At 68.4% G+C, this 21519-nt stretch carries 19 protein-coding genes; 11 read left to right on the top strand and 8 right to left on the bottom strand.

The genetic code is table 11. From position 1 onward, the window contains the following. Window positions 1–61 precede the first annotated feature (61 nt). Window positions 62–1681: a chaperonin GroEL gene (gene groL / locus FHU38_RS22350; protein ID WP_167174782.1), complete on the top strand. Its 1620-nt coding sequence runs from the start codon at window positions 62–64 to the stop codon at window positions 1679–1681. 190 nt (window positions 1682–1871) lie between these two features. Here groL and FHU38_RS22345 read toward each other — a convergent pair whose 3' ends face one another. Then, window positions 1872–2174 (bottom strand): WhiB family transcriptional regulator, encoded by a 303-nt coding sequence (locus FHU38_RS22345; RefSeq protein ID WP_167174780.1) that lies wholly within the window; start codon window positions 2172–2174, stop codon window positions 1872–1874. A gap of 322 nt (window positions 2175–2496) precedes the next feature. Between FHU38_RS22345 and FHU38_RS22340 the strand changes: the two genes are divergently transcribed. The 4 genes from FHU38_RS22340 (at window position 2497) to FHU38_RS22325 (ending at window position 5929) form a co-directional block, all read left to right on the top strand. Further along, on the top strand, window positions 2497–3342 hold the full coding sequence (locus tag FHU38_RS22340; protein ID WP_313886858.1) for a hypothetical protein: 846 nt from the start codon (window positions 2497–2499) through the stop codon (window positions 3340–3342). Window positions 3343–3482: 140 nt separating this feature from the next. After that, on the top strand, window positions 3483–4079 hold the full coding sequence (locus FHU38_RS22335) for a response regulator transcription factor (RefSeq protein WP_009152447.1): 597 nt from the start codon (window positions 3483–3485) through the stop codon (window positions 4077–4079). Between the two features lie 305 nt (window positions 4080–4384). Next, complete coding sequence (locus FHU38_RS22330; protein ID WP_009152448.1) at window positions 4385–4957, top strand: sigma-70 family RNA polymerase sigma factor; 573 nt, start codon at window positions 4385–4387, stop codon at window positions 4955–4957. Next, window positions 4958–5929 (top strand): anti-sigma-D factor RsdA, encoded by a 972-nt coding sequence (locus tag FHU38_RS22325; protein WP_167174775.1) that lies wholly within the window; start codon window positions 4958–4960, stop codon window positions 5927–5929. A 56-nt stretch (window positions 5930–5985) separates the two neighbouring features. Here FHU38_RS22325 and FHU38_RS22320 read toward each other — a convergent pair whose 3' ends face one another. Beyond that, window positions 5986–6381, bottom strand: coding sequence for a DUF5319 domain-containing protein (locus FHU38_RS22320; protein ID WP_167174772.1), 396 nt, complete (start codon window positions 6379–6381; stop codon window positions 5986–5988). A 98-nt stretch (window positions 6382–6479) separates the two neighbouring features. Between FHU38_RS22320 and guaB the strand changes: the two genes are divergently transcribed. From guaB to FHU38_RS22305, 3 genes are all read left to right on the top strand, one after another. Then, window positions 6480–8024 carry an IMP dehydrogenase gene (gene guaB, locus FHU38_RS22315; RefSeq protein ID WP_167174770.1) on the top strand — a complete coding sequence of 515 codons (1545 nt, stop codon included), beginning with the start codon at window positions 6480–6482 and terminating at the stop codon, window positions 8022–8024. A gap of 63 nt (window positions 8025–8087) precedes the next feature. After that, on the top strand, window positions 8088–9221 hold the full coding sequence (locus tag FHU38_RS22310; RefSeq protein WP_167174767.1) for a GuaB3 family IMP dehydrogenase-related protein: 1134 nt from the start codon (window positions 8088–8090) through the stop codon (window positions 9219–9221). 137 nt (window positions 9222–9358) lie between these two features. Next, window positions 9359–11062 (top strand): GMC family oxidoreductase, encoded by a 1704-nt coding sequence (locus FHU38_RS22305; protein WP_313886857.1) that lies wholly within the window; start codon window positions 9359–9361, stop codon window positions 11060–11062. Here FHU38_RS22305 and FHU38_RS22300 read toward each other — a convergent pair. Beyond that, window positions 11046–12359, bottom strand: coding sequence for an aldehyde dehydrogenase family protein (locus FHU38_RS22300; protein WP_167174764.1), 1314 nt, complete (start codon window positions 12357–12359; stop codon window positions 11046–11048). The two genes, FHU38_RS22305 and FHU38_RS22300, sit on opposite strands and share 17 nt — an antisense overlap. A gap of 96 nt (window positions 12360–12455) precedes the next feature. Between FHU38_RS22300 and guaA the strand changes: the two genes are divergently transcribed. Next, entirely contained in the window at window positions 12456–14000 is a 1545-nt protein-coding gene (gene guaA / locus FHU38_RS22295) for a glutamine-hydrolyzing GMP synthase (protein WP_167174761.1), read from the top strand. Between the two features lie 9 nt (window positions 14001–14009). Here guaA and FHU38_RS22290 read toward each other — a convergent pair whose 3' ends face one another. Together FHU38_RS22290 and FHU38_RS22285 are read right to left on the bottom strand one after the other, a co-directional pair. Beyond that, the gene (locus FHU38_RS22290) at window positions 14010–14231 is read right to left on the bottom strand and encodes a hypothetical protein (protein WP_167174758.1); all 222 of its coding nucleotides are present in this window, start codon (window positions 14229–14231) and stop codon (window positions 14010–14012) included. After that, window positions 14224–15468 (bottom strand): PspC domain-containing protein, encoded by a 1245-nt coding sequence (locus tag FHU38_RS22285; RefSeq protein ID WP_167174755.1) that lies wholly within the window; start codon window positions 15466–15468, stop codon window positions 14224–14226. The genes FHU38_RS22290 and FHU38_RS22285 overlap by 8 nt, the downstream gene beginning before the upstream one ends. A 128-nt stretch (window positions 15469–15596) precedes the next feature. On the opposite strand from FHU38_RS22285, the gene FHU38_RS22280 reads away from it, so the two are divergent. Together FHU38_RS22280 and FHU38_RS22275 are read left to right on the top strand one after the other, a co-directional pair. Then, entirely contained in the window at window positions 15597–16988 is a 1392-nt protein-coding gene (locus FHU38_RS22280) for an ATP-binding protein (protein ID WP_167174752.1), read from the top strand. Continuing rightward, the gene (locus FHU38_RS22275; protein WP_167174749.1) at window positions 16985–17659 is read left to right on the top strand and encodes a response regulator; all 675 of its coding nucleotides are present in this window, start codon (window positions 16985–16987) and stop codon (window positions 17657–17659) included. The genes FHU38_RS22280 and FHU38_RS22275 overlap by 4 nt, the downstream gene beginning before the upstream one ends. A 24-nt stretch (window positions 17660–17683) precedes the next feature. Here FHU38_RS22275 and FHU38_RS22270 read toward each other — a convergent pair whose 3' ends face one another. From FHU38_RS22270 to FHU38_RS22260, 3 genes are all read right to left on the bottom strand, one after another. After that, window positions 17684–18640, bottom strand: coding sequence for a serine/threonine-protein kinase (locus tag FHU38_RS22270; RefSeq protein ID WP_167174746.1), 957 nt, complete (start codon window positions 18638–18640; stop codon window positions 17684–17686). A gap of 57 nt (window positions 18641–18697) precedes the next feature. Continuing rightward, a complete protein-coding gene (locus FHU38_RS22265) occupies window positions 18698–20341 on the bottom strand; it encodes a serine/threonine-protein kinase (protein ID WP_167174743.1) in 1644 nt (547 codons plus the stop codon). A 150-nt stretch (window positions 20342–20491) separates the two neighbouring features. Next, window positions 20492–21361, bottom strand: coding sequence for a hypothetical protein (locus FHU38_RS22260; protein ID WP_167174740.1), 870 nt, complete (start codon window positions 21359–21361; stop codon window positions 20492–20494). Window positions 21362–21519 lie beyond the last annotated feature (158 nt).

Here is a 21519-nt window from a genome sequence, read left to right as displayed (position 1 = left end):
CCCCGGGCCCCGCTCAAGCCGGGGGCCGGGGCGTTTCGCGTGTACGGAGAGAGGGTTCGCAATGCCAAAGCAGATCAACTTCGACGAGGACGCTCGTAGAGCGCTCGAACGTGGCGTCGACAAGCTCGCCGACGCGGTCAAGGTGACCCTCGGGCCGCGCGGTAGGCACGTCGTGCTGGACAAGAAGTTCGGCGGCCCCACGATCACGCTCGACGGCGTCACGGTCGCGCGCGAGATCGAGCTGGACGACCCGTTCGAGAACCTCGGCGCGCAACTGGCGAAGAACGTCGCGACGAAGACCAACGACGTCGCAGGGGACGGCACCACAACGGCGACCGTGCTCGCCCAGGCGCTGGTGTCCGTCGGGCTGCGCAACGTCGCTGCCGGCGCCAACCCGACAGCGCTCGGCAAGGGCATCGAGGCCGCGGCCGACAAGATCATCGAGGTGCTCAAGGACAAGGCGACGCCGGTCAAGGGCCGGGACAACATCGCCCAGGTGGGCACCGTCACCTCGCGCGACGCCAACATCGGCGCGTTGCTGGGTGAGGCCGTGGAGAAGGTCGGCGAGGACGGTGTGATCACCGTGGAGGAGTCCTCCACGCTGGCCACCGAGCTGTCGATCACCGAGGGTGTGCAGTTCGACAAGGGCTTCATCTCGGCGCACTTCGCGACCAACGCGGAGGAGCAGCGGGCGATCATCGAGGACGCCTACGTGCTGCTGCACCGGGAGAAGATCTCGGCGCTGGCCGACCTGCTCCCGCTGCTGGAGAAGGTGGCGGAGGCCAAGAAGCCGCTGCTGATCATCGCCGAGGATGTCGAGGGCGAGGCGCTTTCGACTCTGGTGGTCAACGCGCTGCGCAAGACGATCACCGCCGTGGCGGTCAAGGCACCGTTCTTCGGTGACCGCCGTAAGGCGTTCCTCGATGACCTCGCCGTCGTCACCGGCGCCCAGGTCGTGTCCGGTGAGGTGGGCCTGAAACTGTCGGAGGTGGGGATCGACGTGCTGGGCAAGGCCCGGCGTATCGAGGTCACCAAGGACACCACCACGATCGTTGATGGCGCGGGCACCAAGGCCGACATCGACGCACGCATCGCCCAGATCCGCAAGGAGATCGAGACTACCGACTCCGACTGGGACAGGGAGAAGCTGCAGGAGCGCCTCGCCAAGCTCGGCGGCGGGGTGGCGGTCATCAAGGTTGGTGCGGCTACCGAGACCGAACTCAACGAGCGCAAGCACCGTATCGAGGACGCCGTCGCCTCTACCAAGGCGGCCGTCGAGGAAGGCATCGTGCCCGGCGGCGGTTCCGCACTAGTGCACGCGGCCAAGGAGCTGGAGAGCGGGCTCGGCCTCAGCGGCGACGAGGCGACCGGCGTGAAGATCGTCCGCGAGGCGCTGGTCGCGCCGTTGCGGTGGATCGCCAACAACGCGGGCCACGAGGGCCCCGTCATCGTGTCCAAGGTTCAGGAGCAGAGCTGGGGGCAGGGCTTCAACGCCGCCACCGGTGAGCTCACCGACCTGCTGGCGGCGGGCATCGTGGACCCAGTGAAGGTGACACGCTCCGCTGTCGCCAACGCCGCTTCCATCGCGCGGCTCGTGCTCACCACGGAGAGCTCCGTGGTGGACAAGCCGGAGGAGGAAGAGGGCAACGGCGCCGGAAACGGGCACGGCCACTCCCACTGAGTGCCTGCCGCGCTTACAGCCACCGAAACGGCAGGGGCGGCACCCGCCGAGCGGGTGCCGCCCCTGCCGTTTCGGCCCATCGTTCGCCGAGTGCGTTTCGCGGGCTAACCGTGGTTTCAGGGCGCGCGAGCAGGCAAATGAGAAACGGAGGGCATCCCCCCACGGGTGCCCTCCGTTTCGGTAGGTGTGCCTAGTGTCCTGTCAGGGTCAACGCACGCTTCTGCGACCTGATGATCGTCTCCCGTTCCGATTCCGAAAGGCCGCCCCAGATGCCGTACGGCTCGTGCACCGCGAGCGCGTGTTCCCGACAAATCCGCAGCACAGGGCATGTATGGCAGATCGCCTTGGCCCGTGCCTCCCGCCTTGCTCTCGCCGGCCCCCTTTCCCCGTCAGGGTGAAAGAAAGAACCGCTGTCCATCCCCCTGCATGCCCCCTCCAGTTGCCAGTCCCAAACATCCGCGTTCGGGCCAGGGAGTCTGCGCGTGTCTGCCATCGTTGACCGCCTCCGATATCCGACCCCACGCGGCCGGATTCATGCAGTTGTACCTGTGCGACTACTCCATTTGGTGCAACGGCCGTAACGCTAGAAGTGCGAGAACTGTTGTTCAAGGGCTTGGGATCAATTCAGCCGTTAGTGGTCTCACCCAACCGTGGGAGGTCCGATAGCTGAACGGAGCCCTTTTTGATCTTCGTTTTCCGGCCGCGGATATTGATCTACATGGGAATAGTGGGTGCTTCGTTCGATCCTCACTCGCCGTGGATCCGAGGCCCGCGCCCATCACCCGGTTGCACTCGACGACGATGGACCCGTGCCTGTGAGCGAAGCAGTGTTGCGCCACGCCGCGTTCGGCGACGCACCCGCGATCACCGACCGAGCGTTGACCGCCGCCACGACGCCGCGATCCCAGTGGTTGGCGGCAGTGCTGCTTGGCGCGCGCGGTCGCTATGCGGCGGCGACGACGCTACTGCAGCCGCTCATCAGGGGCAGGGACCCACTGTCGGCCGCGCTCGCGGGAGCGACGTTCGCCTCGCACCGCCGCCAGTTGGGCGGGCACGCCGCCGCCCTACCGTTCGACGGTGCGGCCCTTGCGCGGGCGGCCGTGGCCACCGGAGACGCCGACGAGGACGGCCTCGATCCGGCGGGCGCGCTCGCCGACGCGTTCCTGGGGCTCGCGGCGGACAACCTCGCCCTCGGCAGGTTCGGTGCGGCGCAGCGGCTACTGGAGCAGGCGCTGTCGCCGCGCGCGGGGTGGCGTGCCGAAGTGCGGACGTGCTGGGTCACAGCGGAACTCTCGTTGGCCCGTGGCTTGGCCGGGGATGCCGTTTTGCCCGCGAAACGTGCTGTGGGGCTGTCACGGCAGCGGGGCGCCGCTCGGCATTTGGTGAAGTCCCAACTCGTGCTGGCGGCCGCGCTGGCGGCCACCGGCGACCCGGGCGCCCGCCAGCGTGCGGGCGCTCTCGTCGGCTCCGCGCTGGACGCGGCGGACAACTGGGAGCTTCGCTCGCTGACGTGGCCCGCCAGATTGTTGGCCGCCGACCTGGATCCCGCCACGGCCGAATGGAATCGATCCAGGGTTACCCGTGAGTTACACGCTCTGTTACCGGCCGCCGACCCGACCGGAAAGCGGTTGGCATTTCGCTCGCCATGGGTCCCGATCTAGGCTGTTACCTGCGGCACATCGCCCATACCGACATCCGGGCGAGGGTTTCTCCAAAAAAAGCCACCAGATCGTGTCAAGGTGGAACCTAAAGCGTCCGATAGGGGATATGGAATGTCACCCGGCTGCAGGAAGGAAACCCCGTGACGACGGTCTTGATTTGCGACGACCGACGCAGTGTTCGCGAAGGGCTGACCCGCGTGATGTCCGCCGTTTCCGGCGTCAGTCGTATCGACTGTGTAGCGCACGGTGACGAGTTGCTTGCCAGGTATTCCCGGCAGCCGGTCGACGTGGTGCTCGTGGGCACGCAGCGCGCTGTTCCCACCGGTGTGGAAGCCACTCGCAGGCTCGTGTCGGCCAACCCGCAGGCCAACGTGATCGTGTTCGGCGCCCCCGACGACGCGGGCAGTATCGCCGCGGCCATCGCGGGTGGTGCGCGTGGCTACCTCCGTTGGGACGCCTCCCGTCCCGAGTTGGTGGCCGCGCTGGCCCACACGCTCGCCAGCACCTCGGTACCCGCCCCGCGGCAGCCCTCCGATCCCGGTGTGCAGCTGACTGAGCGCGAGCTGCAGGTGCTGCGCGGCATGAGCCAGGGCAAGAGCAACGGACAGATCGGTCGTGAACTCTACCTGTCCGAGGACACGGTCAAGACGCACGCGCGACGGCTGTTCCGCAAGCTCGGCGTCCGCGACCGCGCGCAGGCAGTCGCACACGGCTTCCGCCGTGGGCTCGTATCCTGAGGCCCTCGGGCGTACGGCCGGAACTCGTATCCCCTCCAAAGTGGCACGCCACATCGGTGAGACCGGTGTGGCGTGCTCGTGTCGCTACCGTCTGACGCCCACCAGGCGCGACGTTGTTGAAGCCTGGACAAAGGCTGATACGGTCGCATCTTCGCAGCTTGCGAGGTGCAGGAGGCGCCAAGGGTCGACCGTGAACGAAAAGCGCGGTGCCGGAAGGTACGGTAGTTGTCACCGGCGTGAGGGACTCGCGTTTCGCGCGTCGGCTTCTTTGCACGCCTGACGTAACACCGGGACTGTTGTCTGCGATGGCCACTGTGGGGGATGGACTAGACGAATCAGTCGCCGCCGCTGTCGAGGGTGATCCTCAAGCAGTCGAGCGGCTGCTGGCCGCTATCCGTCCTCTTGTGGTGCGGTATTGCCGTGCCAGGGTAGGCAGGCAGGAACGCTCGTTCGCCTCGGCGGACGACGTAGCCCAGGAGGTGTGTCTCGCGGTGCTCACGGCATTGCCCTCGTACCGTGATCAAGGCCGCCCTTTCCTGGCTTTCGTCTACGGAATCGCCCAACACAAGGTGGCCGACGCGCACCGCGCGGCCGCTCGGAACCGGGCAGAACCTGTCGCGGAGCTCCCGGACGAGATCGAAGGCGGTGTCGGCCCCGAACAGCGGGCTCTACAGGGCGAGCTGAACGAACGGATGTCGCAGTTGCTGCAGGTCCTGCCGGAGAAACAACGCGAGATCGTGGTGTTGCGTGTGGTCGTCGGTCTTTCCGCTGAAGAGACCGCCGAGGCCGTGGGTTCGACGCCCGGCGCGGTCAGGGTCGCCCAGCATCGTGCCCTGGCGCGACTACGCAAGGCACTGGCCGCTGAGGAGGTGGTCTGAGTGGCGGAACGCGACGACGACAACCACGAGCACGAGCTCAACGGCGACGCGAACGGGCCGAACACCGGGTCCGGCCCTGCGGACGGGTCGGTGCCCTCGCGGCGGCAGCACGGCCCTTCCGGCCACGAGTCGGCGGCTTCGGCGTCGGAGCTTTCCGCTATCCAGGCCGATGATGCGTTGCTGGACGCTCTCGGCGGCTCCGACCCCCGTGTCGCGGACGAGTTCGGAGATCACGAGCTCAACGCGTTGTTGCTGGCATGGCGGCGCGACATCGACAGCGAGCCCATCCCGGAACTCGTCGATGTGCCCGCCGCCACCACCGCGGTAAGAACCGCCTCGCTTGCTAGACGCAAGGGCGCTCGTGTGCGCAGACGCATGCTCGTACCCGTCGCCGCGGCCGCGGCGGTGCTCGCCATCGGGTTCACGGGCACAGCCCTGGCCGCTCGCGACGCCCAACCCGGCGACACACTCTGGGGCCTGAGCAAGGTGCTCTACGCCGACCACGCCCGTTCGGTGGAGGCCGCGGCATCGGTGCGTACGGATCTGCAAAAGGCCTATCTCGCCATCGCGCAGGAGCGCTACGACGACGCCCGCAGGGCACTGCAACAGGCTGAGCGCACGCTGCAACAGGTGACTGCAGAGGAGGAGCTGGTTCAGCTCAAGGCACGTCACACCGAGCTGCTGGCTCAGCTGGAAGAGCCTCAGGAAGACCGCAACACCAGCACCAGCCCGACTACTACGAGCGACAGCACGTCCAGTTCTACCGACTCATCGCCGACCACGCCGACGTCACCGCAGGTGGAGCCGCTTCCGGCCGAGCCGGACAGTACCTCCACGAGTTCCACCACCGCACCGCCGAGTTCCACCACGCCCACTTCGCCGAGTTCGTCCACCGACGACAGCACCGGCAGTGAGTCGGGACGAAGCCCCGGTTACGGGGCTTCGGTGGAGTTCGCCGATCCAACCAGTTGACGACAGTGCGGAAGGGTGGCGCGGCGACTCGCCGCGCTCGCCCTTCGTCTTGAGGTTCAGTAGGCGCTTTCGGTGGCCGTGATGCCGTCAGCGAACCCTCGGCAGTAGTCCCAGCTCACATAGTCGGCCGGGTTGGGGTCGTATGCGGGCTCATGCGGGCGCATCTGCCCGTCGGCGAGCAGTTGTTCCAGACTCGCGCGCAGTAGGTGCCAGTCGTGATAGTGAGGCTGGTCGCATTCGCCGCAGTCCACGACGATTCCTCGGATACCACGTGGCTCCAGCAGCGCCTGGTAGACAGCGAGGTCCGAGAGATCCGCGAGCAGCTCCGAACGCTCGTCCGGGCTCATCGGCTCGCCCGAGGGCTCGTCGATGGCCGCGATCTCCTTGGCCGGGTCGTTCGGGTCGTCGGCGAACGGGTCTGGGGGCAACAGATCGTGCGGCACGGCCTGCACGGTACCGGGCGGGCCCCCGGGTACGTCCAGATACCATCGCTAACAGGTCTGCAAAACCCCCCGTTGGTTCATCAGTCGAGGAAGGTCAGCCGTAACTCATGACGAGCGACATCACCTCCGCCGACCTGCTCCGTTCCGAGGAGGAGGCGACAGCCCAGGCTGGAGAGAAGTTCGCGATGGTCGGGCTGACATTCGACGATGTGCTGCTGCTTCCCGCCGAATCGGATGTGATTCCGAGCACGGTGGACACCAGTACCCGGCTGTCACGCAATGTCGTGTTGCGCGTACCGCTGTTGTCGGCGGCCATGGACACGGTCACCGAGGCACGTATGGCCATCGCGATGGCCCGCCAGGGAGGGATGGGCGTGCTGCAACGCAACATGCCCATCGAGGAGCAGGCGCAGGCTGTGGAGATCGTGAAGCGGTCGGAAGCCGGGATGGTGACCGACCCGGTCACCTGCTCGCCCCACGACACGCTGGCCGAGGTCGACGCCCTGTGCGCGCGGTTTCGCATCTCCGGTGTTCCCGTCACCGACGCCGCGGGCACGCTCGTGGGCATCATCACCAACAGGGACATGCGGTTCGAGATGGACCACAGCAAGGCCGTCAGCGAAGTCATGACCCCCACCCCGTTAGTGACGGCACAGGTCGGGGTGACGGCTGACGCCGCGCTCGGCCTACTGCGTCGGCACAAGATCGAGAAGCTGCCGATCGTGGACGGCGCGGGCAAGTTGCGTGGCCTGATCACTGTCAAGGACTTCGTCAAGACCGAGCAGTACCCCAACGCCACGAAGGACACCGACGGCAGGCTGCTCGTCGGTGCGGCCGTGGGAGTCGGCACCGACGGCCATCAGCGGGCTATGGCGCTCGCCGACGCCGGTGTGGACGTGCTGATGGTCGACACCGCGCACGGGCATTCGCGCGCCGTGCTGGAGACGGTAGCGAGGCTGAAGAAGGAACTCGGCGACACCGTCGACGTGGTCGGCGGCAACGTCGCCACGCGTGCCGGAGCGCAGGCATTGGTCGACGCGGGCGCGGACGCGGTGAAGGTCGGTGTCGGTCCCGGTTCCATCTGCACCACTCGGGTCGTGGCCGGGGTGGGCGTGCCACAGATCTCGGCGATCTACGAGGCCGACAAGGCGTGCAGGCCCGCAGGTGTCCCGGTGATCGGCGACGGCGGGATCCAGTACTCCGGTGACATCGTGAAGGCCATCGCGGCCGGGGCGTCGTCGGTGATGCTCGGCAGCCTGCTCGCGGGTACCGCCGAGGCGCCGGGTGAAGTGATCCTGGTCAACGGCAAGCAGTACAAGACCTACCGGGGTATGGGGTCGCTCGGCGCGATGCGTTCGCGCGGGGAGGTGCGCTCCTACTCCAAGGACCGCTACGCCCAGGACGACGTGCTCTCCGAGGACAAGTTGGTACCGGAAGGTATCGAGGGTCGCATTCCGTTTCGTGGCCCGTTGTCGGGGGTCGTGCATCAGCTCGTGGGAGGCCTGCGTTCGGGTATGGGATACGCGGGCGCGCAGACGGTCGCCGAGCTGCAGCGTGCGCAGTTGGTGCGCATCACGTCCGCGGGGCTGAAGGAAAGCCACCCGCACGACGTCACGATGACCGTGGAGTCCCCGAACTACACCACCCGGTAGCCGGACGTATTCGGTCGGGTGCCGACAATGGTCCGGCAGTATTCGCTCCAGGAGGGACTTCACGTGCGGGATCTGGTCGAGATCGGCATGGGGCGCACCGCGCGGCGGTCGTATGACCTCGATGACATCGACATCGTGCCGTCGCGGCGTACACGCTCGTCAAAGGTGGTGTCGACGGGTTGGCAAATCGACGCCTACCGCTTCGAGTTGCCGCTGGTGACCCACCCGACGGACGCGGTCGTCTCGCCTGAGACCGCGGTGTCGATCGGCAACCTCGGGGGTCTCGGTGTGCTCAACGCCGAGGGGCTTTGGGCGCGGCATGCCGATGCCGACGCGGCACTCGGTCGCATCGCCGACGCCGCGAAGTCCGGCGCCGAGTGGTCCGAACTCGTGGGGCTGCTGCAGGAGTTGCACTCGGCGCCCATCCGCACGGACCTGCTTGCCGAAGCGATCCGAGGCGTACGTGAAGCTGGTGTCACCGTGGCCGCGCGGGTCAGCCCGCAGCACGCGGCCGAGCTCACTCCCGACCTGTTGGCGGCAGGGGTCGAGATTCTCGTGGTGCAGGGGACCATCGTGTCCGCGGAGCACGTGGCCCGCGACGGTGATCCGCTGAATCTGAAGCAGTTCATCTCCGACCTCGACGTTCCCGTGATCGCGGGCGGCGTGAGCGACTACCGCACCGCGATGCATCTCATGCGGACCGGCGCCGCCGGGGTCATCGTTGGACACGGGCACAGCACCGGTGTGACGAGCACCGACCGGGTGCTCGGTATCGGTGTGCCGATGGCGACCGCGATCATCGATGCCGCCGCCGCGCGGCGTGACTACCTCGACGAGACGGGCGGGAGGTATGTGCACGTGCTCGCCGATGGTGGGGTGAACTGCAGCGGCGACATCGCGAAGGCGATCGCCTGTGGTGCGGATGCGGTGATGCTCGGTGCACCGCTGGCCGCCTCCAGCGAAGCGCCGGGCAGGGGTTTGTACTGGACGGCGGCCGCGGCCCACCCTTCGCTGCCCCGCTCGCGAGTGGCGCAGGTGCCCAACCAGGACGTGGACCTCAAGACCCTGCTGCACGGTCCGGCATCGGATGCCGAGGGTGTGGTGAATCTCTTCGGTGCGCTGCGCCGCGCGCTGGCCAAGACCGGCTACTCCGACCTGAAGGAATTTCAGAAAGTCGGCCTCACCGTGCGCGCCTGAACCACGTTTTGCCCGCGAAACGCGGTCCGTGGTCCCGCGCGGAGCACGTTTCGCGGGCAAAACGTTGTCCCGGGCCCGGGTAACTCGGCGGTAACTTACCTCTGGTCAGAAGTGTTGTCCGGGGCTAGGCTTTTCCTGTGACTTCGCGTAACACCATCGAGCCCGACTACGACGTAGTCGTGGTCGGTTCCGGCTTTGGAGGAAGCGTCGCGGCGCTGCGGCTCACCGAGAAGGGCTACCGCGTGGCGGTGCTGGAGGCCGGCCGCAGATTCTCCGACGACGAGTTTGCGAAGACCTCTTGGGAGCTGCGCAGTTACCTGTGGGCGCCTGCCCTCGGCTGTTACGGGATCCAGCGCATTCACCTGCTCAAGGACGTCATGGTTCTCGCTGGCGCTGGTGTGGGGGGCGGCTCGCTGGTCTACGCCAACACGCTCTACCGCCCGTTGAGGCCGTTCTACACCGACAGCCAGTGGTCTCACATCACAGACTGGGAGGCCGAACTCGCCCCGCACTACGACCAGGCGAGCCGAATGCTCGGCGTGGTCACCAACCCAACCGTGACCCCGGTCGACCGGGTGATGCGCAAGGTTGCGGTCGACATGGGTGTAGCCGACAGCTACCACCCCACACCGGTCGGCGTGTACTTCGGCAAGCCGGGCGAGCAGATCGCCGACCCCTACTTCGGTGGTGCAGGACCAGCCCGAACCGGCTGCACCGAATGCGGCTCGTGCATGACCGGTTGCCGTGTCGGCGCGAAGAACACCCTGGTGAAGAACTACCTCTACCTCGCGGAGCATGCGGGGGCGAAGGTCGTCCCACTCACCACCGTGACGGCTGTTCGACCACGCGGTGACGGCACATTCGAAGTGGACGTCCGCAAGACCGGGACCACGGCCCGAAGGTTCCGGAGCACGCTCACCGCCCGGCACGTCGTACTCGCGGCGGGCACCTGGGGCACCCAACGGCTGCTACACCACATGCGGGACACCGGTGCGTTGCCCCGGCTTTCGGACCGGCTCGGCGAGCTGACCAGGACCAACTCCGAAGCCATCGTCGGAGCGGCCCGCACCTCGGTGGACCCGGACAACGACTACAGCCGCGGGGTCGCCATCACTTCCTCGATCCACCCGGACGAGACGACACACATCGAGCCGGTGCGCTACGGCAAGGGCAGCAACGCCATGAGCCTGCTGCAAACCATCGCCACCGACGGAGCCTCCGAGGTGCCGAGGTGGCGGCAAGCACTGCGGTTCGCCCGCCGGCATCCGGTACGAACGCTGAAGCTGCTCAACGGCTACCGGTGGAGCGAGCGCACCGTGATCCTGCTGGTGATGCAAAGCCTCGACAACTCCATCACCACCTACACCAAGCGGGGTCTGTTCGGCCGCCGCCGCTACACCTCGAGGCAGGGCCACGGCGCGCCGAACCCGACGTTCATCCCGGCGGGCCACGAGGCCAACCTGCGCACAGCGGAGCACATCGGCGGTACGGCAGGTGGCACGTGGGGCGAGATCTTCAACATTCCGCTCACCGCGCATTTCATCGGTGGCGCCCCCATCGGCACCAGCACCGAAAACGGTGTCATCGACCCCTACCACCGGGTGTTCAACTACCCCAACCTGCATGTTGTCGACGGTGCTGCGATCACGGCGAACCTCGGGGTCAACCCTTCGCTGACCATCACGGCGCAGGCGGAACGCGCGTTCTCGCTGTGGCCCAACAAGGGTGAGGCCGACCTTCGGCCCGCACAGGGCAAGAAGTACCGCAGGCTCGAGCCGGTGGCGCCGAAGAACCCGGCCGTTCCCGCGCACGCCCCCGCGGCGCTCACCGTGGAGGCGTAGGGGCGGGCAGCACGGTGATGCGCTCCTCGGTGAGGGTCTGGATGGCGCCGCCCACCGAATCCGGGCGGTAGGTCGGCACGTCACCGATGGTCACCTCGCCCGCGTCGAGGTCGGCGGAGGCGTGCAGCGCCAGTTGGACATCGCGGGTGAACACTCCCGTCCTCGGCCCTTTCGCCGCGGCGAAGGCCTCCTCGGTCGATTCCGCGACGGTGATCACCAGCACCGGGCCGAACGCCGTGGGCCGCAACACCCGGGCCTGCTCGGCGACATCGGTGAGCAGTGTCGGTTCCACCGTGCTGCCGGTACGCGTACCGCCGGTGAGCAGTTTCGCGCCCTCCGAAACGGCCTCGTCCACCCAGCCGACGACGCGTTCGGCGGCGGCTTCGTCGGCCATCGGTCCAACGGACACGCTGCTGTCGTAAGGGTCACCGATGCGCTGCTCGCGCACCGCCTCCGCCAGTTTCGGCACGAAGTCAGCAGCGATCGCCCGCTGCACCACCACACGCCGCACCGCCACACACGACTGCCCTGCCTGTCCGGTTCCCGCCGCGGCGAGGCGGGCGGCCGCTTGGTCGAGATCGGGCCAGTCCGCCAGTACGACGGCTGCCGCCTGGCCACAGCCGGTGTCCGGCACCGGTACCAGCCGGGTGTCGGTGTCCAGCGTGGCGGTGTCCTCGACCGGCAGCACGGAGAACGCCTCGTCCGGCAGGTCCGCGTTGGCCAGCAACTCACCCAATGCCAGTGCCGAAAGTGGAGCCCGCTGCGTGGGTACGAGCACCACGGGTGCGGCTGCGGCCAGCGAAGCGGCGACCGCGCGGGCGGCCATGCCGAGAGGCGCGTGGAAGGGTACCTCTCCCAGTGCCGGTCCCCTCGGCACGCGCCGAGTCAGCGTTACAGGTCCCTCGCCCGCGGTGTCGGACTCCTGCCGCCGCGTTTCGCAGGCTAACCGTGCCGCGGACCGCAGCGTGGCGGTCGCCTCCCTTACCTCGGCCTCGGCCCAGCGCAGCGGCTTGCCGCTCTCCGCAGTGATCATTTCCGCCAGTTCGTCGCCTCGGGTGGACAACCCGCGGGCCAGCCGTTCGAGCGTGGTGGCCCTGTGCCTGGCCGAGCTGCTGCGCACCTCCGAGGCGATGCTCGCCGCCGCCATCACAGCGTGCTCGACCTGCTGCTCGTCGGGGACGGCGACGGTGGCCACCTCGGTACCGTCGTAGGGGTGGGTGACGGTCACCGTGCGGCTGCCCTGCTCCGCGCGACCTGCTACCCACACAGCCCTTGGCCGCGGCGTGATGGTGTCCATGCCAGCACGGTAACGGTGACCTGCGCTCATCGCGCGGCGGTTCACCTGCGACGATGGGTACGGCAGTTCGTTACGATCGCCAGGAGGTCCGCGGAAGTGGCAGAAGGTCCCGTACTCGTGCTGGACTACGGCGCGCAGTACGCGCAGCTGATCGCGCGCCGGGTTCGCGAGGCACAGGTGTACTCCGAGGTCGTGCCGCACACCACGGCTGTAGCGGACCTGCTGGAGCGAGAGCCCGCGGCGATCATACTTTCCGGCGGCCCTTCCAGCGTTTACGCCGAGGATGCCCCCAAGGTGGACGCGGCGCTGTTCGAGGCGGGGGTTCCCGTCTTCGGGATCTGTTACGGGTTCCAGGCGATGGCCCAGGCACTCGGCGGCACGGTGGAGCACACCGGGACGAGGGAGTTCGGCCGTACCGAACTCGGCGTGAACGGGGGCGTGCTGCACGAGGAGTTGCCCGCGCGGCACCCGGTGTGGATGAGCCACGGGGACTGCGTAACCAAGGCCCCGGAAGGCTTCCAGGTCACCGCGGGCAGTCAGGGCGCACCCGTTGCGGGGTTCGAGGATCTCGGCCGCAAGCTGGCCGGTGTGCAGTACCACCCAGAGGTGGCGCACTCGCCGCACGGCCAGGAGGTGCTGCGTCGCTTCCTGCACGAGGTGGCTGGCATCCGCCCGCAGTGGACCACGGCTTCCATCGTCGACGACCAGGTTGCGCGCATCCGCGCCCAGGTGGGTGATGGACACGCGATCTGCGGGCTTTCCGGCGGCGTCGACTCGGCCGTCGCGGCCGCGCTTGTCCAGCGCGCGATCGGCGAGCGCCTCACCTGCGTGTTCGTGGATCACGGCCTGCTGCGCGCGGGCGAGCGCGCACAGGTGGAGCGCGACTTCGTGGCGGCGACCGGCGTGAAACTCGTGACCGTCGACGCCAGGCAACGCTTTCTCGAAGCGCTCGCAGGTGTTGTGGACCCCGAGCAGAAGCGCAAGATCATCGGTAGGGAGTTCATCCGCGTTTTCGAGCGAGCGGCGCGTGACCTCAAGGCCAAGGGCGACGTCGAGTTCCTGGTGCAGGGCACCCTCTACCCGGATGTCGTCGAGTCAGGTGGCGGCACGGGCGCTTCCAACATCAAGAGCCACCACAACGTCGGCGGGCTGCCGGACGACCTGCGGTTCACGCTCGTAGAGCCGTTGCGGTCGTTGTTCAAGGACGAGGTAAGGCGGGTCGGCCTGGAACTTGGCCTGCCGGAGACGATCGTGCACAGGCAGCCCTTCCCCGGCCCTGGACTGGGTATCCGGGTGATCGGCGAGGTCACCGCCGATCGGCTGGAGACGCTGCGAGCAGCGGACGCGATCGCGCGTGAGGAACTCACCGCGGCCGGGCTCGACAGCGAGATCTGGCAGTGTCCTGTCGTGCTGCTCGCCGACGTGCGCAGTGTCGGCGTGCAGGGTGACGGCCGTACCTACGGGCATCCGGTGGTGTTGCGTCCGGTCTCCAGCGAGGACGCGATGACGGCCGACTGGACGCGGCTGCCCTACGACGTGCTCGAGCGCATCTCGACCAGGATCACCAACGAGGTGGCCGAAGTGAACCGGGTGGTGCTCGATGTGACGAGCAAGCCACCCGGCACCATCGAGTGGGAGTGAGCCGCGAGGTCACTCCCGGCAGTTGCCTCGCATCGAAGCGGCGAGCAACAGCGTCCCGACGAGGACGGCGCCACCTGCCAGCACCCAGCGCAGATCCATTTCCGGAAGCCAGGTCGCGCCGTCTGAGAGCACGTAGGCGGACACGAGCAGTGTCGCGATCCCCGACAGCAGGGTGACGATGTCCACCCGCCTGCGCCCGCTCGGCGTCCCGGTTTCGTTCGGCTCAGCCACGGCGCACCTCTACATTCCCCGCTCCGGCTACGACCTTGAGTGACAGCCGCTGGCCACCCTCGCCGTCGTCGCCGAGGTCGACACCGCTGATGGGCGCGGTACCTGCCCCAGACTGTTGCCTGCCGAGGCATTCGATGTTGCCCACACCAGCCTCGCATTGGTAGGTGACGTCAGCGGTCGTCGGCACGATGACCGTGACGTTTCCCGCGCCGTTGCGCACTGCCGTCTCCACAGGCGTGGTTGCCCGCAGTTGCCGAAGGTCGAGCCGGATCTCACCGGCCGTGCGTTCGTACACCGGCAGCACCTCCGCCGCTGTGCGAGGTGTCGCGTCGAGTTCGCCGACGCCGCCGCGGAAGTCGTTCAGCGGGAGGCTGGTCAGTACCAGTCCCGCCACGGCCAGCGGAACCGCCAGCCCGGTCAGCCACCGGCCACCTCCACGGAAAGCGCTGAGCACGAGTCCGACCCCGATCACACCGAGCACCAGGCCGATCACGTGGGCAAGGGTGAACCACGGCACTCCCTCCGCCACCAGCGCGGAACCTACGCCCGCCACCGCGATCGCCACCCCGAACGTGGCGAATGCGATCTTCGAGCGGGGACGGCGAGGTCGTGGTGGCGGAGGCTGTGGCGGCGGTGCCGGTTCGGGCAGCTCCCAGGCCAGCGGCGCCGCGCCGAGCGGGTCCCAGGTGCCGTGCTGTGCGCCTGCCGCTGAGCCGCCAGCCGCTGTCGCCGCAGTGGCGGCCGCGGCGTAGTCCAAGGTCACGCCTACCGTGGGCGGTGCGGGCCTGTTGAACTGGCCGCGGCTCCTGTGCAGCAGGTAGAGCGCCGTCACCAGCAGCGCCATCCCGATGAAGCCGCCGCCGTCGAACCAGTCGCCCGCGAAGGCCCAGCCGGACACCGGGAACAACAGCAGGCACAACAGCGCCGCGAACGGCTTCGACACCGAGCTGCGGCCCCTACCGATCAGGCTCTCGAAGGCGGAGACCTCGTCTCCTTCCGCTGGCAGGAAGAGCCAGCCGAGCAGGTACGCGGTCAGGCCGATGCCGCCGAAGACCGTCGTCGCGACCAGTGCGACACGCACCACGACGGGGTCGATGCCGTAGCGGTTGCCGATGCCTGCCGCCACACCGGCGACCTTGCGCCCCTGGTGTGGTCGTCTCGGCCTGCTGGCCCAGAAGTCCTTCACGGTCTCCTCGAAGCCGTCCAACTGCCTCGAGGTGTTCGTCGCGGCATTCATGCCCTCGAGGATGCGCTCGCCCGCCGCACTTCCACATCCGGGAAGCCCCTGAACTTGCCCGCCGCCCTTCAGGGTGGGGGAGGAATCAGGGGCTTCCCTGATGAAACACCTTCTATGCTGGTGTGACCATGGGTGACGTGCAGGAACAGGCCACCGAGGAGCGCACGGCGAATGCGGCCGCGCGCTCAGCGTCCTCAGCGTCCTCCGCTTCCAGGCCGCAGCTCGGGATCCAGGTCGGCCACCAGGCGGTGGCCTCGCCCGGCGGCCCGCCGAAGATGTATCGGCGCCGTACCGGTCGGGCAGTCGCGGGCGTCGCGGGCGGCTTGGCCGACCACCTCGGCGTCAAGGTGTTGTGGGTACGGGCGACCTTCGCCGTGTTGGCGGCTTTCGGCGGTGTCGGGCTGCTGGCCTACGGGCTGCTGTGGGCGTTCGTTCCGCAGCAGTCCAGAGACGAGCCACCGACGGTCGAGTCGGCGAAGGAGCGCCAGCAGGCGTACGGGCTGCTCGCCCTGGGCATCGGGCTCACCGTCGCGGGCGGCGCGATCACCGGCATGCTCAGCGGCTGGGTGGGCCTGCCGGTGGCGGTCGCGCTCGTCGGCGCCGCCGTGGTGTGGCGGGAAGCCGACGAGTCCCAGCGGCGCCGCTGGCGCGACGGGGCCCGCAGCGGTGTGGCCGGTGCCGTCCTCGGCGGCGGGGGCTGGTCCGCCGCCGTCCGGGTGCTCTCCGGGGTCGCGCTCGTGATGACCGGTATCGGGGTGGTCGTGCTGCGGGGCAGCAGCTTCCACCAGGTGCAGCTCGCGCTCATCTCGGTGTTGGCGACGCTGGTCGGCGTCGCCGTGTTGACCATCCCGTTCTGGTTGCGTCTTGTGCGGGACCTCGGTGATGAACGGCGTGCCCGCATCCGCACCGAGGAACGCGCCGAGATCGCCGCGCACCTGCACGATTCGGTGCTGCAGACGCTGGCCCTGATCCAAAAACAGTCGGAGTCCCCGCGTGAGGTAGCCCGGCTGGCGAGAGGCCAGGAACGCCAGTTGCGGACCTGGCTGTACGGGCCGTCCGGCTACGGGGCCCCCAAACAACCGGACGGAGAGGGCCACGGCACACCGGGAACGCTGTCGGAGGCCATCGCAGGGATATGCGGGCAGGTCGAGGACGCTTTCGCGATCTCGGTCGAACAGGTGGTCGTGGGAGAGGCCGAACTCGACGAGTCGCTCACGGCGCTGGTGCACGCGGCACGCGAGTCGATCGTGAACGCCGCCAAGCACGCCGGTGTGGAAGAGGTCAGCGTGTACGCGGAGGTGGAGCCCACCTCGGTGACGGTGTTCGTGCGTGACCGGGGCAAGGGTTTCGACCCCGACGCGGTGCCGGAGGACCGGCACGGGCTCAGCGACTCCATCAGGGGCAGGATGGAGCGCAACGGTGGCTCGTGCAGGCTGCGCACGGCACCGGGGGAGGGTACGGAGATACAGCTGGCGATGCCGCGCAAGGCCATGGCCAAGACCGCTCAGGGGGCGACGTGACGGAAGACAAGCGGACGCGGGGACCGGTGACGGTGTTCCTCGTCGACGACCACGCGCTGTTTCGCGCGGGGGCGCGCACCGAGCTGGAATCGATCACCGACGAGGTTCGCGTTGTTGGCGAGGCCGGTTCGGTCGCCGAGGCGGTGGCCGGCATAGCGCGCACCCGGCCGCAGGTGGTGCTGCTCGACGTGCACATGCCCGATGGCGGCGGTGCCGAGGTGTTGCGGCGGGTGCGGCCCGAACAACCGGATGTGGTGTTTCTGGCGCTGTCGGTCTCCGACGCCGCCGAGGACGTGATCGCGGTGATCAGGGCGGGTGCGCGTGGCTACGTCACCAAGACGATCTCTTCGCGGGAACTGGTGCGGGCGGTGGTCCGCGTCGCCGACGGCGATGCCGTGTTCTCGCCGCGGCTGGCGGGGTTCGTCCTGGACGCCTTCGCCGACCGGCCGGGCGCGGAGCCTATCAGCGATCCCGACCTCGACCTGCTCACCCCGAGGGAACGCGACGTGCTGCGGCTGCTGGCCCGCGGCTACGCCTACAAGGAGATCGCCTCGGAGTTGTTCATCTCCGTGAAGACCGTGGAGACGCACGTGTCGAGTGTGCTGCGCAAGACACAGCTTTCGAACCGCTACGAGCTGTCCCGCTGGGCCTCCGACCGCCGCTTGGTCTAGGTGGGACGGCCGCCGACAGCGGCTTCACATCACGGCGAACAGCAGCGCGAACGCTGCCGCGACGACCAGTGCCGCAAGGCTCCATGTCCACGATCGGGGGAGTGAGCGCAGCCGTCCCGCCTGTGGTGCGGCGGCGGTGGCGGGGCCCGCCTGCGCGGGAATCCGAGGGGGCCGTGGCAGCAGCGGAACGGTCGGCATGGCGGGCGCGGTCGGAGGTACGAACCCGTTCTGCTGGCCTCTGCTGACCGCCTGGAGTGCCTTGATCGTGTCGGGCAACATCGGGCGCAGTTCGGGGTCGGTGCGCAGCAGCTTGAGCAGGGCGCCGGTGAGTGGCCCGGTCCGCCGGGGTACCACCGGCTCGCTGGTGCCGTCCGACCCGAAGGGCGGGGTGCCTTCCACAGCGGTGAACAGCGTCGCCCCGAGGGAGTACGCGTCGGAGGCTGGACTGGCGGGTTCGCCGTTGGCCACCTCCGGTGCGCGGAAGGCCGGGTCCGCAGGTGGCTGAGAGAGGCCGATGTCGGTGATCTTGACGCCGCCGTCGTCGGCGAGCAAGACGTTGCCGGGTTCGACCGCCGAGTGTGGCACTCCTGCGGCGTGTGCGGCCGACAACGCGGACCCGAGAGCCACACCGAGGTACGCGGCCTGTCCCGGGGTCAGTTCGCCGTGCTCGGACAGGAAGTCGGCCATGTTGCGGGAAGGGACGTATTCCATGACCAGCCAGACGTCGCCGTCCTCGGAGAAGGCGTCGTAGACGGCGACCGCGCTCGGGTGGGTGACCTTCATGGCTCGCTGCCCTTCTCGCAGCGCGAGCTGTCTGGCTTGTTCCGGGTCACGGTCGGGCGGCAGGTACAGGTTCTTGGCCGCGACGGTGCGGTACAGCATCGTGTCGAACGCCAGCCACACGATCCCGGCCCGGCCGCGACCGATGGGTTGGTCCAACCTGTACCGTCCGCCGACGAGAGCGCCTTCCGTTCCCTTCACGCCACCCCTTGTACCGCCACACGGGTCAAACAAACATCAATCGCGTGTGTCGTCCACCTAAGGGCTGGACGTCGGAGTGGATGTCGCCGTCGGTTCAGTGGGTTCGACAATCGATGTCGACGTGGTGGTAGACGTGGTGGTAGACGTCTCCTCGGTCGGCTCGACCGTCGTCTCCGGCTGCGGTGGCGGTTCGGGCGGCGGCGTGTACTCCTCGACGGGACTCTCGGTCTCCACGGTCTCCACCGGTTCCTCCGAAGTGGTCGTGGTGGGTTGCGGAGTCGGAGAGGACATCTGCGAGGTCGTCGCCACCGGACGCTGCGGCGGGTCCTCCTGTTCGGCGTCGCTGCCTCCCGGGCTGCCGAACACCCAGAAGGCGAACACCGCCATCCCGACGACCACCACGCTGCCGATAACGGCCGGAATCTTCCAGTTGCCCTGTTGCTGGTCGTCCGCCGGGTCGTCGTACGGCTCGTAGCGCTCGTCGTAGTTCGCGCCGTCGGCGCCGTCGTAGTCGCGGTATTCGCCGTACTCGTCGTGGCCGTAGCCTCGGTAGACGCCGTAGTCGGCGGTGTCGTCAAGATCCCCGTAGGGAACCGCACGGGTACGGTCGGGTGCTCCAGCTCCCGGGTAGCCGTCGTAGGGCTCGGTGGGGTAGCCCTTCCCTGGGTAACCAGCGGCGTAGTGCCCGGCATTGGGCCCCTCGGCGCCGTCACCGAGGGTCCCGGAGTGGGCGGTAGGCAGCGCGTCGTCGTTGGCCGCGGCGGCGCCAAGCGCACCACCGATCGCTCCCGCCCTCGCCGCACCGAGCACGGCGGTGCTGCCGGGGCCGGACGACTGCATTCGCGTCGGGTCGTCAGCGCCTCCACCGATCGGGGTCTCGCCTCGGGCGACAGCCGAGAGCAGTTCCTCGCATTCCTGCGCCGTCGGCCGGTGCCTGGTGTCCGGGTGCAGCATCACGGCGAGCACGCTCGCGAGTGGACCCGACTGCCGTGGTGGGTTGATCTGCCCAGCGGCGACCGCGTGCAGCAAGCTGAGGGTGTTCTCACTCAGACCGAACGGTGGCTGCCCCTCCGTGGCCGCGTAGAGGGTGGAGCCCAGCGAGAAGATGTCCGACTCCGGGCCTGGGTTCCCCCCGATCGCCACCTCGGGCGCGAGGTAGGCGGGGGTGCCCGCGATCATTCCCGTCTTGGTGACGGTGACGTCGTCCTTCGCTCGCGAGATTCCGAAGTCGGTGATCTTCACGAGCCCGCTGCCGGTGAGCAGGATGTTGCCCGGTTTGATGTCTCTGTGGACGATGCCGACCGCGTGCGCTTCCTTCAACGCCGCAGCGATCTGCGCGCCGATCTTCGCGACCTCGAGCGGTGGAAGGGTGGTCCGCTGCCGCAGTTCCTCGGCGAGGCTCGTCGACGCGAGGTACTCCATGATCAGGCACGGCTGGCCGTTGTCGTCGGTGACGACGTCGAACACCGTGATGGCGTTCGGATGATGTAGCCGCGCGGCGATCCTGCCCTCGCGCATGGTCCGCTGCCGCGCGTCCTCCGCCTCGTGCTCGTCGAGACCTGGCTGCAGCAACAGTTGCTTGATCGCGACCGTGCGGTGCAGCACCTCGTCGTGCGCCTGCCAGACGGCGCCCATGGCACCGGTCCCGATCCGCTTGATCACGCGGTAGCGGCCGGCGACCAGGCGACCCTCGTCGCTCACGCGACCTCCTTCGGGCTCGCACATACCGGTGGTTCGTGTGCCGGCTTACCGAGACCGACCCGTGACAGATTAGGCCGCTCACTCTGTGCACACACGGGCGGCACTCTCGGGGATGGCTGCCAGACCCGATCGGTGCCTACTGTAACGGGTTCACTCCGCCTTGACAGAGACGAGGGTCGCTTCGTTGATCAGCAGCCGTGGTCCGTGGGTGAATCGCAGCAGCTGGGTGAGGCGTAGCGGCGTTCCGTCGGCGGGAACCATCGTCACCACGGCCCGCACCGTGCCGTCGGCACCATGCCGGACATCGTCCAGCCGGATCGACCTCATCGAGCGCCAGGCACGCAGCAGGTGGTCGTCGTGCTTGCCCGCGAGCGCCGGGCCGAGCAGGCGCAGTGCCTCGGCAGGTTCGGAGGCCGCCAGTTGGTAGAAGTCGCGGACCGCGTCGAGCTCGTCCGCCTGCGTGTCCGTCCCGGTGGTGGCCGACTTCTCGGTGTCAACCTGACCTGGGTTGGGGGCGCTGCCCACTGCCAGTGAACCCTCGGCTGTGGTGGTCTCCGCGGCGGGGTCCTTCGGACCTGCCGCCTGGACCGACGGCTCGCGCCGGGTCTCCATCTCCGTCACCGCGCGGCCTGCGGGCAGTGCGAAACCGCCGAGTGCGGCTGCACCCGTGATGGCGGGTGACCTGGGACTCTCCGCGCCGTCGCGCTCGCCCGACTCGGAGAGCGAGGCCGCGATGTAGAGCGAAGCCAGCAGCAGGGCCATGGCCACGAACAGGGCAATGAGCTTGGCACGCCGTGCGAACTTGCTTTCCGGCTCGCGCGGCTGTTCCTTCTCGGTGTGGTCGGGCCTGTGGACCGGCGGCGGCAGGTACCTTCGGGGCTCGCTCGCGGGTCCGCTCACCTGCTCAGCATCGACGTCATCGACTCCGCCGCGAGCGGGTTCGCGGTCGATCGCGTCGTCGACCTCGACGACGACGGTCTGTTCCCGTCCTGGTTGACGTGGTACACGCCGGTCGTGCACTGCTCGCCCTCGTCCGTCTCGCTTGAACATGTTGTCTCGTGGACTCTTGGTGCGGACCCCTGGACGACAGGTAATCGCGTCCGGCGCTTTCGCGCCAGAGCTCGCTGCGGCACGGTCGGTGGAACGTCGCCGCGATACGGTGAACGGCAGAGGTTGTC

This window comes from Saccharomonospora amisosensis, assembly GCF_011761185.1.
Classification (GTDB): Bacteria; Actinomycetota; Actinomycetes; order Mycobacteriales; family Pseudonocardiaceae; genus Saccharomonospora_A; species Saccharomonospora_A amisosensis.
Note: the sequence above shows the minus strand (reverse complement) of the source record. Positions and strands in the feature narration are given on the sequence as shown.

Coding starts and splice junctions, on each gene's coding strand:
- FHU38_RS22280 (WP_167174752.1), top strand. CDS start 15,597: ATGGGTGACGTGCAGGAACAGGCCACCGAGGAGCGCACGGCGAATGCG.
- FHU38_RS22300 (WP_167174764.1), bottom strand. CDS start 12,359: ATGGACACCATCACGCCGCGGCCAAGGGCTGTGTGGGTAGCAGGTCGC.
- groL (WP_167174782.1), top strand. CDS start 62: ATGCCAAAGCAGATCAACTTCGACGAGGACGCTCGTAGAGCGCTCGAA.
- FHU38_RS22285 (WP_167174755.1), bottom strand. CDS start 15,468: ATGAATGCCGCGACGAACACCTCGAGGCAGTTGGACGGCTTCGAGGAG.
- guaB (WP_167174770.1), top strand. CDS start 6,480: ATGACGAGCGACATCACCTCCGCCGACCTGCTCCGTTCCGAGGAGGAG.
- FHU38_RS22330 (WP_009152448.1), top strand. CDS start 4,385: ATGGCCACTGTGGGGGATGGACTAGACGAATCAGTCGCCGCCGCTGTC.
- FHU38_RS22345 (WP_167174780.1), bottom strand. CDS start 2,174: ATGGCAGACACGCGCAGACTCCCTGGCCCGAACGCGGATGTTTGGGAC.